The organism is Marinomonas sp. A3A (genome assembly GCF_018336955.1).
GTDB classification, from domain to species: Bacteria; Pseudomonadota; Gammaproteobacteria; order Pseudomonadales; family Marinomonadaceae; genus Marinomonas; species Marinomonas lutimaris.
In genome coordinates this window covers 643,579-655,846 of the sequence record NZ_CP025532.1, presented here as the reverse complement: position 1 = coordinate 655,846, position 12,268 = coordinate 643,579, and the positions used below count along the sequence as shown (strand labels likewise).

Sequence of the window (12,268 nt, the reverse complement as noted above, 5' to 3'; positions counted from 1 at the left end):
CATGTAAACTTCTACTTTACTTTTTGCATGTTATTTTTGCCAAAGTAATAACCCTTCCCTAGTCCATTTCACCTCGGGGTTCGAGCCTTCTTTCGCATAGACACTAGCTACTACATTGTAGAACTTACCACGACCCATCTGCTTGTTTGGATGTACGGGAATGATAATTGGGCTCGATTGGTGCACTTCAATAGTTAACACTACTGCCGCACCTTTCACATGAAAGGATGCTGATTTGAACACACTTTTAGGGTTATCTAGCACGCTCGGCAATCGTTTTAGAAGAGATGTAGGAATACCATGATCAAAACACGCTTTTTCAACTACAGATCCTGTTATCACCATTGGAAGCTCAGGAAAGCCAGCATGTTCAACTAAGTATTTTGGTGTATCTCCAAGAATAAGTACGACTTCTTTTTTAGGTGGCGCTCCAATCATTGCATCCTGAATGATGGCCGTAACGAGGCTACTGTAATTATCCAAATGTGACTTTCCTTAGTGCTTGTAGATTTTCATTATATTATCACTAATTATTTATATATTCATGACAGGTAAAGACAAGCCTCTTTAGCCCACCCACACAGGTGCTCTAAAGCTCACAGCATTCGCGCCTATGTGGCTGATTGATCTCTAAAAAAGGCTACTGCAGTGCGCCTATTTCCAGTTCGTGATACACGCGAATTGTCTTCTCTATACCTAAAGCTGCCTGAATTGTCTGACATGATGTCAGATGGAGTTTTGGAGTCAGATCAAAAACTAAGCTATTCAGGGAAACACGTTATACATACCCTTCAAACCCTCAGTACAATCAAGTAGATGTGTAAACTTAATTTCTTGATCTGGCCCCAAGACTTAAGAAATAACGAAATAGAAAAAGTACGAGGTGTTGTTTGAGAGATTTCAGGTTTGGTTAACACTAGAAATGGTGCCCAGAGACGGAATCGAACCGCCGACACGAGGATTTTCAATCCTCTGCTCTACCGACTGAGCTATCTGGGCATATAGAAAAATGACTATGGAGATGTGCGAGCCATTTCGACCAAAAAAAAGCCTGCTAAATTAGCAGGCTTTCTTTTAATCATGGTGCCCAGAGACGGAATCGAACCGCCGACACGAGGATTTTCAATCCTCTGCTCTACCGACTGAGCTATCTGGGCAAGTGGGGCGTATTATAGAGAAACCTTTATTTGGGTCAATAGTTTTTTTGAAAAAAAATTAAAAACTTAGTTTCTTCTGCTCGTCTGGTATTATCTTCCTATATCAAGGAGATAAACCAATGCTTCATATTGTACTTTACCAACCAGAGATTCCGCCTAACACAGGCAATGTTATTCGATTATGTGCTAATACTGGCTACCATCTTCATCTTATCGAGCCGCTTGGCTTTGAGCTTGAAGATAAGAAACTACGTCGAGCAGGGTTAGATTACCATGAGTTCACGCGCCTAAAACGCTATCCTGACTTTCAGGCATTTGTTGATCAAAACGAGATAGGAACTATTTACGCGTTGACGACAAAAGGCAGCCATACGCACAGTGAAGCAAGATTTGCTGAAAATGATGTGTTGGTTTTCGGCCCTGAGACTCGCGGATTGCCTGCGGAGTTTATCGAAGCCTTGCCACCTGCTCAGCGTTTACGTTTGCCAATGCAAGCTAACTCTCGTAGCTTGAACCTATCCAATACAGTGGCTGTGATGGTTTACGAATCTTGGCGTCAGCTGGGTTATGCCATGCCAGCCGATAGCGAATAACCAACCGAGGTACGATGAATTCTCTTTCACTGCTCTTGAAGAAAAAAAATAGCCGTCGTCAATTTAGGAAAAAAGTACATCTGCATGAGTCGGGCGATTTAAAAAAGCGTCTTATATTTTTAGCCGGTGTTATTGGTCTCCACAGTTTGGCGATGGTGTTTTTTGAAGACTTAAATTGGTGGCAAGCCTTCTGGCTGACTATGACATCAGCCAGCACCACAGGTTACGGTGATATTTCAGCCGCGACTTTTTGGGGGCAGTTTTCTACCATTGTCTTAATTTATGGCATGGGTATTACTCTGCTCGCACAAATCGCTAGTGACTATGTTGAAATCAGGCTAACGCGCAAAGAAATGCGTATCAAAGGCCGTATGAGATGGGACGACATGCAAAACCATATACTGATCATTAATACACCAAAGTACGATGCCGAACGCTATTTAGGCTTGCTGATTAACCAGATTAGCCAAACACCAGAGCTAGTCGACGTTCCAATCCAAATTCTAACTAAGGCGTTTCCTGAAGGTTTGCCCCTTGATCTAAGATCACAAGGCGTGGTTCATCACACTGGCGATGCGCTGGAAGACGGTATGTTGGAGTCGGCAGGAACGCACAAGGCAAAATATATTGTTGTACTTTGCCAAGATGCTCAGGACAGCCACTCAGACAGCTTAACCTTCGACACCTTACATCGCGTTCAAGCACTGAATACATCGGCGTTCGTGATGGCTGAGGCGATTAATGACTCCAATAGACCACGATTCAAGGCTGCTGGCGCAAACGCGGTTATACGACCTGTGAGAGCATATCCTGAGATGCTAGTGCGGTCATTGATTGCTCCAGGGACAGAGCAAGTACTGGAAGATTTATTTCGTCACCAAGGAGATCATACGATTCGACTTGATGTGGAAATAATCGGTGTGACCTGGGCAAAGATTGTCACAACCTTAATTCAAAAGGACATTGGTACTGCACTTGGCTATGTACAAACGAATGGAGATATTATCACCCATCCACAAACTCATTCGGTCATTGATGCACAAGGACTGATTGTGCTTATCAACGACGATCAAATCATCCCGTCGTTAGCAGAAATTAGCCAGTTCTTTAACGAGTAGAAATAGATCTTAACTGAGACCTTTGCACGCAGTAACGAACGCAGTCGTTTGTGCAAAGATCTCAGGCTTGTTTATCTTGCAGTTTAAGCCCAATCACTTCTACCTCATTACCATTCATTTGCCTGATTGTTAGACGAATATTACCAAAGCGCACTCGGTCACCCACAACGAGATGTTTACCAAGCTGATGCTGCAATAGTGCAGCGGCTGTATCAGCTTCATCGATACCATCAAGCGGCACACCGTACACTTTCGCAAGATCAATCAAAGACGCATCGCCACGAATGGCAAATTCACCAAAGAAGTTCTGCAACAAGAAAGACGAAGACGCTTTATGAGAGAAAATCTGCGCAACATCATTTACATCACCAGGATGTAACAACATCCAAATTCTATCACCAGATTTCAGTTCCGTGTCGGCATTCACAACAATCGGTTGTTGGTCACGAACAAGCGAGACAAGCTGAGGTGTGGAAACCGTCGCACTTGGCACATTTTGCACAATAGAAGGCGGTATACGAACGCCTTCCGCTTGCACCAAAAACTCGTACAACTCTAGAGAATGATCCGAATCGCTATCATTTATCAATGAGAAACGTGTCGTTGGGGCTGGTGCAGGAGGAACGACGATCTTTAACCATCGCGCTACTTGTGGAACCGTTGATCCCTGCAGTAGCAAGGAGATAAGCACCACAGTAAAAGTAATTTCGAACAGCAGTTCAGAATTAGAAAGCCCAGCAATAACAGGATACAGCGCCAAGACAATCGGCACGGCACCACGTAAACCAACCCAGCTAATATAGAGCCGCTCGGGCCAACGAAAATCAAATGGCAATAAACAGACCATCACGGCCACAGGGCGAGCGACAAAAATCAGAAACGCAGCAATCGCCACAGCTTGCCAACCATGTGTCAAAAGACTCGATGGTGTAACCAGCAATCCCAATAACAAGAACATGCCTGCTTGTGCCAGCCAAGCCAAGCCATCCATCACTTGTGAGATAGCCTCTTGTTGTTTAATTCGGCCATTACCTACGCTCAGGCCAACTAAATACACAGCAAGAAAACCACTGCCGCCAATCATATTGACACCAGAAAATATAGCCAAACCAAATGAAATAATAAGAAGAGCGTACAGTCCTTCGATCAAAGGAACACGGCGCAGAATCATTAACAATAACTTACCACCAAGCAAACCTAGCACGCCACCTATGGCAAACTGTTGAATCATTTGCCCTAAGAAAGCCCAAATGCTCAACGCCTCCGCACTTTGCAAAAGCCCAGTCAGCATGACCACTAACAAAATGGCCATTGGATCATTGGCACCAGATTCTATTTCTAATGTGCCGCCAACTCGCTCGTTCAGCTTAACACCACTATTGCGCAATAAGCTAAATACCGCTGCGGCATCGGTCGAACCGACGATAGCACCGAGTAGTAAACCGTAAATAAGTTGAACGTCTAAAAGCCAAGCTGCGAACGCGCCAACAGATGCTGTAGTGATCACAACACCTAAAGTAGCGAGCGATAAAGATGGCCAGAGAGCCACTCGGAAAGTGCTGATTTTGGTCTGCATACCACCATCCAAAAGGATGACAGCTAAAGCAAGATTACCAACAAAAAAGGCAAGATTTGGGTTGTCGAAATCCAGTCGGCCCAATCCCTCTTCACCTGCTAGCATCCCCATTCCAAGGAAAACAAGCAATAAAGGCAAGCCAACACGAACAGTAAAAGAACTCGCTAGAATACTGACTAATAACAGTATTCCAGCTAAAAATATAAAACCATTTGTGTCGATAGCGGCAACAACCTATTCGTTATAATTGACCTGTGAGCGTTAAATATTTTTCCATTAACTGCTCTTCTGTTTCTTTGCGATTAGGGTCCAAAGGGATGCAATCAACAGGACACACTTGCTGACATTGAGGTTCATCAAAATGCCCTACACACTCAGTACATTTTGATGGATCAATCACATAGATCTCATCACCCTGAGAAATAGCTTCGTTCGGGCATTCAGGTTCACACACATCACAGTTGATGCATTCATCGGTAATAATAAGAGACATTCTTCTCTCCTAAAACCGCTACCTTACTGACAAGGTGCTAAGCAGCGGGACTTAAAAAAAACAGAAACTAAATCGTTTTATAATGTTCTTGCAGAACACGTTTTACTTCTGGGTTAACAAACTGACCAAAATCACCATTTAAAGACGCGATTTCGCGTACCAATGTTGATGAAATATAAGAGTGCTTTTCAGAAGGCGTCAAAAAGATGCTTTCTACATCTGGCGCAATCGCACGATTCATATTGGCTAACTGGAACTCATACTCAAAGTCAGAGACAGCACGCAAGCCACGAATGACCACTTTACCGCTTACAGAACGAGTGAACTCAGTCAGTAAATTATCGAAGCCAACCACTTCTACATTAGGTAAATGACCTAATACTTTTTTTGCCAATGAAATACGCAATTCATGAGACAGTGCTGGGCGTTTTTTAGGGCTCGCAGCAACCGCTACGATCACCTTTTCAAATAGCTTTGATGCGCGTTCAACCAAATCCGTATGGCCGTTAGTAATAGGGTCAAAAGTCCCCGGATAAACCGCAATCGTACTCATAGCTTTCATCCAAAAAATTAATAGGGAGAACGAGTCAGGTAGCTAACGACTTTTGTCTGTGCTAATTCCCGTTTAGGGGTCGCATCATATAGGAATACGCCCCTGTTCTCAATTCGATGGAACGCGATGATAATTTTATCAACGCAGATCCATTCTAGTTATTTTCTTAAATACTATACGGTGCCAGCACTTGCTTCAAAAAAGAAATCGCAAGGAAGATAAAAATTGGCGATAAATCCAGTCCACCTAAGGTCGGGATTACCCTTTGGCAAGCACGGTATAAAGGCGCGGTAATTTGTCCTACCAGCATGGCTCCAGGGTGATTTGCACCTGGTGCCACCCAGCTAAGGATAACCGAAATAAGCATTGCCCAAAAATACAGATCCAACAAATGATATAAAGTACCAGCCACTGTATAGATAGCATAGCTGGTCGGTGAAATAGCCACACCTTTAATCATCACAACAAGGAAAACAGTCAAAAGTTGAACCGCAAACGCCAATATAAGAGAAGCGGTGTCTAAACGACCAATCGCCGGAATCACTTTTCGTAAAGGTAAAACAAGTGGGCTTGTCGCCTTAACAATACCTTGGCTAATAGGATTGTAAAAATCCGCACGTGTCAGCTGAAGCACTAAACGTAGTAGAACAATAAATAAATAAAGATTACAAATAACCTTTACTAGCATCACAAATGGATCTGAATACATAATGTATATGTCCTTAATTAGTCTTTCTTAACAGAAAAGTCTTCTGCCATTTCTTTAGATCGGTTAACGCAGGCCATCATTGCATCTGCGACTATTTTATCAATATCGGCGGCTTCAAAAGACAACAAAGCCTGTTCAGTTGTTCCCTTTGGAGACGTAATATTTTTACGCAGTTGAGCTATTGGCTCGTCTAACTCCATCACCATTCGAGCTGCGCCAAACATAGCATTGCTGGCTAGCTCACGACTCGTTTTTTCATCAAGCCCTTGCTCCTTGGCGTTTTTAACCATAGCTTCGATGAAGCGAAAGAAATACGCTGGTGCACTGCCAGACAACCCCGTCACCGTGTGCATGTGAACTTCATCTTCAATCCAAACAGAATTACCAACACTAGAGAATAGTTCACTGACCCAGTCTTTTTGCTCGGCAGTCGTATGATCATTGGCAATCAAACCTGTCATGCCAGCACCAATTTGTGACGGTGTATTTGGCATACTACGAACCACAGCAACCGGCTTGCCTATCCAATGAGCTAATGAATCTAATTCAATACCAGCAGCTACCGAGATAAACAATTGATCTTCACGCACATGCGATGAAAAATCTTCCACAACGGTTTGCATTTGTGCGGGTTTAACACACAACACCACGACATCCGCCTGACTTACAGCCGAGTCATTATCCGCTAACATGGCGATACCATATTGTTCGTGATAGTACTCACGTTTTTCTGGTGTTCTAGACGTACCGATAATTTTCTCAGCAGGATAGCCACTTGCCAACATGCCACTAAAAATCGATCTTGCCATGTTTCCCACGCCGATAAAGGCAATACTTGGTATCATTTTATATCCTTTCATTATTTAAGTAGACTATAGGCCATCTACTTAGTCAAAATATGTTCGAAAGCGCAAAAACCTTACGCGTTAACGCAATCATGCTTTAGCTGAATAATCTCGTTCGCCAAAAATCGCCGTTCCAACACGCACCATGGTACTGCCAGATTGAATCGCCGCAGGCAAATCTCCAGACATACCAATAGATAAGGTATCTATCATGCTATCGGATTTGGATAATTCAACAAAAGCCTGCGCCAATGGCTCATAAACAGCACATTGCGCGTCATGATTATCTTGCGGGGCAGGAATCGCCATCAAGCCTCTAAGACGCAAATTCGGCAGTTCAGTTATTAAAGCGACCATGTCGTTTAACTCCGACAAAGCCACTCCAGCCTTACTTTCTTCACCACTAATATTTACTTGGACACAGACATTTAACGGTGGCAAATCATTGGGACGCTGTTCACTTAGACGACGCGCTATTTTTTCACGATCAATAGAATGCACCCAATGCATGGTTTCTGCGATCAAACGAGATTTATTAGACTGAATGGGGCCAATAAAGTGCCACTCAATATCAGGCAAATGCGATAGCGCATGAAACTTATCCACGGCTTCTTGCACATAGTTCTCACCAAAGGCTCGCTGACCAGCACTGTAAGCTGCTTCAAGTGCAGATAACGGCTTTGTTTTACTGACAGCCAACAAACGCACACTACCAGCCTTTCGCCGATACTGCTGCGTAAGTTCATCAACCTGCTGAGAAACTCGCGTTAAATTTGCTTTAATGTCTTGTGCTTCGTTACTGTCGACTTCAATCGCCATTTCGCGCATCACTCCATTGTTATCAAATAGGTAACAAGTCTACCCAATCATCGTATTTTCACTATTAACAGCACCTACGTAGCACTTAAGGAAAACACCGAAGGGCGCATCATAGCATCTTTTTTAAAAGGCAGAAAAAGCTTCCGAGGAATATCTATAGGGAATAAAAATCAGCACTAGACTCGTAGCACTCACCATGAAACTCAAGGCGGTATCCGGATATATTTTTCAGAGAGTCAGCGGCAAATGAGGCGGCTTGATAAAGCGCTTCCAGCGATGAGTGTTCGGGATAAAAAGCAATACCAATAGACAAGCCGTCTCGCATTAAACGATTGTCTGAAAACTTTGGTGAATTGAGTGACTTCAATAACTTCGCAGCAACGACTTCAGCATCTTCTAAATGCTGAATCCGAATTCCCATGACCAATTCACGTTCATCGTAATGAGCAATGAGATCATTGTCTCGCACGGTATCACTCATGACCTCAGCCAATAGTCTCAAATCAGCATCATTAACCTTTGAAGAGGAAAGCAATCTAAGAGAGAACAATGCCGCGCGCAGAAAGTGACGGCGAGAATCTTTTAAGACAATACCGAAACTGTTTTCAAAACTATAACGTCGCAATAAACCTGTCGAAGGATCTCGATGACTGTCTTCTAGCAACAAATGATCAGCTTTTTCTCGTTCAAATACGGCGCTCATCCAGGAAGCATAACTGTCTAGTGCAAGTGCCATTAACTCACCTTCAAGCCGGGTTTCTTCGCGCTGAAATGCTAGCATCAAATAAATAGAACCATTGCCATCCGATACACTTACCATAGAGACATCAGAAAATGCATGGTCATTTAAAAACGGCAGCCAATGCTTCCAACTAGATGCACTTTGAATATCAATATCATGACGTTTTGGACAAGACGGACTCGCTGCAAACGTAATCAAGGCTTGAGGAACTATGCTAAGTTGACTATTTGAGTTCAGTAAATATTCATTTATGGAATCGGTATATTGCAGACGCCACTGTAAGCACTCTTTATCACAAACAATAAAAAGGCAGTATGCATTGGGTAATTGGCTTTGTATTTTATTTCTAAAGCGACTGAGAGAGGAGCTTAGCAATGATCCTTTAGAGATAGCCTGCAGCATTTGAGGCATGTCACTATACAAGCTTTTTATGAAATCTCGCTCTTTTTCAAGGTATGCAACACGAGACCGCAGGATCTGCTGCTCCTTAAGCAATGAATTTGAAGAGTCGATTGGCATAAAATACTAAAACCATAATAATACGTAATTCAAACTAGATTAACGGCCTAATATTAAAAGTAAAGAAATAGTAAGGCTAAGTGAAAGAAAAACTCTCGCTCAGCCTTACTAATTAACTTAAATAGCCTGATATACACGTTGACCAGAAATATAAGTCGACATCACACGCCCGACAAACTCATCACCAAAGTAAGGTGAGTTATGTCCTTTTGTCTTACGAGAGTCATAAGACCAAGTCCAACGAGCGGTACTATCGAACAAGATGAAGTCTGCAAAACTCCCCACAGACAAAGAGCCGGCCTCTAAACCAAAGCAAGCAGCTGGACCAGATGTTAGACACGTCAACACAGTCGAAAAGTCCAAATCACCTTCATCCATCAGCTGCATGGCCAAAGGTAATAATATCTCGACGTTCGCCATACCCGGCTCGGTTGCAGCAAATGGCGCAATTTTAGCCATTTTTTCGTGAGGCTGATGATCTGAGCAAATAGCAGCAATAACACCGGCTTTGATGCCTTCGATCAAGGTAAGACGGTCTTCATCACTGCGTAGCGGTGGCAGAACATGAAAATGGCCATCGAAACGACTCAGAACCTGATCATTCAGCAATAAGTTATGAACCGCCACATCGGCCGTGACATCTAAGCCAGAGGCTTTGGCGTCAGCGATCATTTCGACCGACTTAGCACAAGACAAACGAGCAAAGTGCGCGCGAACACCCGTTTTTTCAACCAGCAACAAGTCACGCATCAGCGCAATGGTTTCTGCTTCTTCAGGAATGCCTGCCAATCCATGCATGGTCGACATCAAACCTTCATGGGCACAACCACCTTCTGAAAGACTAGACTCATCTGGATGAAAGACCACCAGTAAATCATGCGTCGCAGCGTATTCAAGTGCGCGAGACAGCACTTTAGTGCTCGCCATTGGATGACGATGATTCGATAAGGCGATACATCCAGCATCCGTTAAAGCAACCATGTTACTAAGCTGCGCGCCTTCTAAACCCTGCGTCAATGCGCCAAGAGGAAATACATTAGCCATGCCTGCATCGTCCGCTTTATCTTGAATAAGCGCAGCAACGGCAGCTGTATCAACGATCGGGCGTGTATCTGGTGGACAAACCAAGGTCGTTACACCACCGGACACAGCAGCACGACCTTCGGTAGCAATATTACCTTTTTGCGTCAGCCCAGGCTCGCGAAGAGAAACAGCAAGATCTACTAAGCCTGGCAATACCCACTGACCAGATGCATCTATAATTTCAGCCTCTTCAAAGCCTTCTGGCGCTTCACCAATCGCAACGATTTTTTGATTATCAACAAACAGATCCGTTACTGCATCAATATCTTGACTAGGGTCGATTAGACGACCATTTTGAATACGTAATTTCATGTTATTTTTCATCCTTCGCTGCTGGCGTTTCATCACGTTGCAACTGACCGCTCATCGCCATCGACATAACCGCCATTCGCACTGCGATGCCATTGGTTACTTGGTTCAAGATGACTGAATGCTCGCCGTCTGCGACTTCTGAAGATATTTCCACACCACGGTTAATTGGACCTGGGTGCATAACAATCGCATCAGGCTTCGCCCAAGCAAGTGTCTCTTCCGTCAAACCATACAAGCGGTAGAATTCGCTTTCACTTGGTAACAAAGCGCCTTTCATGCGCTCTTTTTGCAAACGCAACATCACGATAACGTCAACGTCTTTTAAACCAGCTTCTAAATCATGGCAAATGGTGGCGCCCATTTCAGCAAAGAAACTTGGCACTAAGGTTTTCGGGCCAATTAGACGAACATCACTGACACCTAATGTTGTCAGCGCTTGAAGCTGTGAACGTGCCACACGAGAGTGAAGAATATCGCCAACGATAGCGACTTTTAGACCATCAAAGCTGCCTTTGTGACGACGAATCGTCAGCATGTCTAACATGGCTTGAGTTGGGTGAGCGTGACGTCCATCACCGGCATTGATAATGGCGACGTTGGGCGTGCAGTGTTCAGCAATAAAGTGTGCAGCGCCACTGTCAGAATGGCGGACAATAAACATGTCGCTTTGCATCGCTTCCAAGTTTTTTAGGGTATCCAATAAGGATTCACCTTTCGAGGTCGCTGACGTTTCAATATTGAGGTTAATTACATCAGCCGATAAACGCTTTGCGGCTAATTCAAAGGTGGTACGAGTACGAGTGGAATTTTCAAAAAATAAGTTAACCACGGTTTTACCGCGTAATAGAGGTACTTTCTTAACCGACTGCTCTCCCATTGATAGAAAAGAGTCTGCTCTATCGAGAATCTCCGTCAAAATGGTTTTACTTAACCCATCCAGCGTTAAAAAGTGCTTAAGCTGCCCGTGTTCATTTAACTGTAATGCCCGAGGCTCGGATCGCATCATGGTTTGCTTTCCTCAAACTGCAAAGACGATGGTATCGTCTTTCTCTATTTAAAATAGGAAGTTCAGATAGGAAAATGCCCGGTACAGAAAAACTGCAACCGGGCATTAATGACACTAAACGGTTGTCTCACCGTATTTTTTTGGTGAGATCTGATTCTTCTAACCGCTGTATCGTCAATCTTATCCATACGTTAATTGTCGTACGTGTTCGACAAAAAATAAAGCTTTGTTATGCATATTAATGGGTATCAATCACAGAAACATTCAGTGGTTTCGGCCCTGTTAGCTTAACCCTTTGGTCAGTATTAAGTGTTAAGCACTCACCAACGATATCTGCTGCAATAGGTAACTCATGCTGACCAAGGTCGTAAAGGATTGCCAAGGTGATACTGGCAGGTCGACCGAAATCAAATATTTCATTCATTGCCGCGCGAATGGTACGGCCAGACATCAACACATCATCCACTAAGATCACGTGGCGATCTTCAATCGCTGGCAACAAAGTTTGATTTACCTTGGGGTTCAAGCCAGCTTTGGTAAAATCATCACGATAAAAAGTGATATCTAACGTCGCCAAAGGCTCTGTCGTTGGCACGGCTTCCATTAAGCGCTCTGCAACCCAAACACCACCCGTATGAATCCCCACAACAATGGCATCCTCGATATTATTCTTTTCACAGTACTCCGCCAATTGCGTTTTCATAGACGCCAGAGAATGCTCTAAATCTAACTTCATTGTTTCT

The 12,268-nt window shown here is 43.7% G+C and carries 13 protein-coding genes and 2 tRNA genes; 2 read left to right on the top strand and 13 right to left on the bottom strand.

What is annotated here, in order from left to right:
* Positions 1 to 30: 30 nt before the first annotated feature.
* From CYL31_RS02985 to CYL31_RS02975, 3 genes are all read right to left on the bottom strand, one after another.
* Complete coding sequence (locus CYL31_RS02985; RefSeq protein WP_212917502.1) at positions 31 to 483, bottom strand: MuF-C-terminal domain-containing protein; 453 nt, start codon at positions 481 to 483, stop codon at positions 31 to 33.
* A gap of 440 nt (positions 484 to 923) precedes the next feature.
* Positions 924 to 999 (bottom strand) — tRNA-Phe (locus tag CYL31_RS02980).
* Between the two features lie 82 nt (positions 1,000 to 1,081).
* Positions 1,082 to 1,157 (bottom strand) — tRNA-Phe (locus tag CYL31_RS02975).
* 119 nt (positions 1,158 to 1,276) lie between these two features.
* On the opposite strand from CYL31_RS02975, the gene trmL reads away from it, so the two are divergent.
* Together trmL and CYL31_RS02965 are read left to right on the top strand one after the other, a co-directional pair.
* The gene (gene trmL, locus CYL31_RS02970) at positions 1,277 to 1,750 is read left to right on the top strand and encodes a tRNA (uridine(34)/cytosine(34)/5-carboxymethylaminomethyluridine(34)-2'-O)-methyltransferase TrmL (RefSeq protein WP_212917501.1); all 474 of its coding nucleotides are present in this window, start codon (positions 1,277 to 1,279) and stop codon (positions 1,748 to 1,750) included.
* 14 nt (positions 1,751 to 1,764) lie between these two features.
* Positions 1,765 to 2,868, top strand: a complete 1,104-nt coding sequence (locus CYL31_RS02965) for an ion channel (protein WP_212917500.1) — start codon at positions 1,765 to 1,767, stop codon at positions 2,866 to 2,868.
* A 61-nt stretch (positions 2,869 to 2,929) separates the two neighbouring features.
* Here the strand turns inward: CYL31_RS02965 and CYL31_RS02960 are convergent, their stop codons facing one another.
* From CYL31_RS02960 to pyrR, 10 genes are all read right to left on the bottom strand, one after another.
* Positions 2,930 to 4,648 (bottom strand): potassium/proton antiporter, encoded by a 1,719-nt coding sequence (locus CYL31_RS02960; protein WP_283248224.1) that lies wholly within the window; start codon positions 4,646 to 4,648, stop codon positions 2,930 to 2,932.
* Between the two features lie 37 nt (positions 4,649 to 4,685).
* A complete protein-coding gene (locus tag CYL31_RS02955; protein ID WP_212917499.1) occupies positions 4,686 to 4,937 on the bottom strand; it encodes a YfhL family 4Fe-4S dicluster ferredoxin in 252 nt (83 codons plus the stop codon).
* Between the two features lie 67 nt (positions 4,938 to 5,004).
* Positions 5,005 to 5,490: a pantetheine-phosphate adenylyltransferase gene (gene coaD / locus CYL31_RS02950; protein ID WP_212917498.1), complete on the bottom strand. Its 486-nt coding sequence runs from the start codon at positions 5,488 to 5,490 to the stop codon at positions 5,005 to 5,007.
* A gap of 166 nt (positions 5,491 to 5,656) precedes the next feature.
* The gene (locus CYL31_RS02945) at positions 5,657 to 6,199 is read right to left on the bottom strand and encodes a YggT family protein (RefSeq protein ID WP_212917497.1); all 543 of its coding nucleotides are present in this window, start codon (positions 6,197 to 6,199) and stop codon (positions 5,657 to 5,659) included.
* A 17-nt stretch (positions 6,200 to 6,216) separates the two neighbouring features.
* Complete coding sequence (gene proC, locus CYL31_RS02940; RefSeq protein ID WP_212917496.1) at positions 6,217 to 7,044, bottom strand: pyrroline-5-carboxylate reductase; 828 nt, start codon at positions 7,042 to 7,044, stop codon at positions 6,217 to 6,219.
* A 90-nt stretch (positions 7,045 to 7,134) separates the two neighbouring features.
* On the bottom strand, positions 7,135 to 7,863 hold the full coding sequence (locus CYL31_RS02935; RefSeq protein WP_212917495.1) for a YggS family pyridoxal phosphate-dependent enzyme: 729 nt from the start codon (positions 7,861 to 7,863) through the stop codon (positions 7,135 to 7,137).
* 154 nt (positions 7,864 to 8,017) lie between these two features.
* Positions 8,018 to 9,124: a diguanylate cyclase domain-containing protein gene (locus CYL31_RS02930; RefSeq protein ID WP_249411679.1), complete on the bottom strand. Its 1,107-nt coding sequence runs from the start codon at positions 9,122 to 9,124 to the stop codon at positions 8,018 to 8,020.
* A gap of 117 nt (positions 9,125 to 9,241) precedes the next feature.
* Positions 9,242 to 10,519 carry a dihydroorotase gene (locus tag CYL31_RS02925; protein ID WP_212917494.1) on the bottom strand — a complete coding sequence of 426 codons (1,278 nt, stop codon included), beginning with the start codon at positions 10,517 to 10,519 and terminating at the stop codon, positions 9,242 to 9,244.
* Between the two features lies 1 nt (position 10,520).
* Entirely contained in the window at positions 10,521 to 11,525 is a 1,005-nt protein-coding gene (locus CYL31_RS02920; RefSeq protein WP_212917493.1) for an aspartate carbamoyltransferase catalytic subunit, read from the bottom strand.
* Between the two features lie 238 nt (positions 11,526 to 11,763).
* Positions 11,764 to 12,261 (bottom strand): bifunctional pyr operon transcriptional regulator/uracil phosphoribosyltransferase PyrR, encoded by a 498-nt coding sequence (gene pyrR / locus CYL31_RS02915; protein WP_212917492.1) that lies wholly within the window; start codon positions 12,259 to 12,261, stop codon positions 11,764 to 11,766.
* Between the last annotated feature and the right edge of the window lie 7 nt (positions 12,262 to 12,268).

What these genes read in the sequence shown, in the direction of transcription:
- coaD (WP_212917498.1), bottom strand. Translation starts at nt 5,490, where the DNA reads ATGAGTACGATTGCGGTTTATCCGGGGACTTTTGACCCTATTACTAAC.
- proC (WP_212917496.1), bottom strand. Translation starts at nt 7,044, where the DNA reads ATGATACCAAGTATTGCCTTTATCGGCGTGGGAAACATGGCAAGATCG.
- CYL31_RS02935 (WP_212917495.1), bottom strand. Translation starts at nt 7,863, where the DNA reads ATGGCGATTGAAGTCGACAGTAACGAAGCACAAGACATTAAAGCAAAT.
- trmL (WP_212917501.1), top strand. Translation starts at nt 1,277, where the DNA reads ATGCTTCATATTGTACTTTACCAACCAGAGATTCCGCCTAACACAGGC.
- CYL31_RS02920 (WP_212917493.1), bottom strand. Translation starts at nt 11,525, where the DNA reads ATGATGCGATCCGAGCCTCGGGCATTACAGTTAAATGAACACGGGCAG.
- CYL31_RS02945 (WP_212917497.1), bottom strand. Translation starts at nt 6,199, where the DNA reads ATGTATTCAGATCCATTTGTGATGCTAGTAAAGGTTATTTGTAATCTT.
- CYL31_RS02925 (WP_212917494.1), bottom strand. Translation starts at nt 10,519, where the DNA reads ATGAAATTACGTATTCAAAATGGTCGTCTAATCGACCCTAGTCAAGAT.
- pyrR (WP_212917492.1), bottom strand. Translation starts at nt 12,261, where the DNA reads ATGAAGTTAGATTTAGAGCATTCTCTGGCGTCTATGAAAACGCAATTG.
- CYL31_RS02955 (WP_212917499.1), bottom strand. Translation starts at nt 4,937, where the DNA reads ATGTCTCTTATTATTACCGATGAATGCATCAACTGTGATGTGTGTGAA.
- CYL31_RS02930 (WP_249411679.1), bottom strand. Translation starts at nt 9,124, where the DNA reads ATGCCAATCGACTCTTCAAATTCATTGCTTAAGGAGCAGCAGATCCTG.
- CYL31_RS02965 (WP_212917500.1), top strand. Translation starts at nt 1,765, where the DNA reads ATGAATTCTCTTTCACTGCTCTTGAAGAAAAAAAATAGCCGTCGTCAA.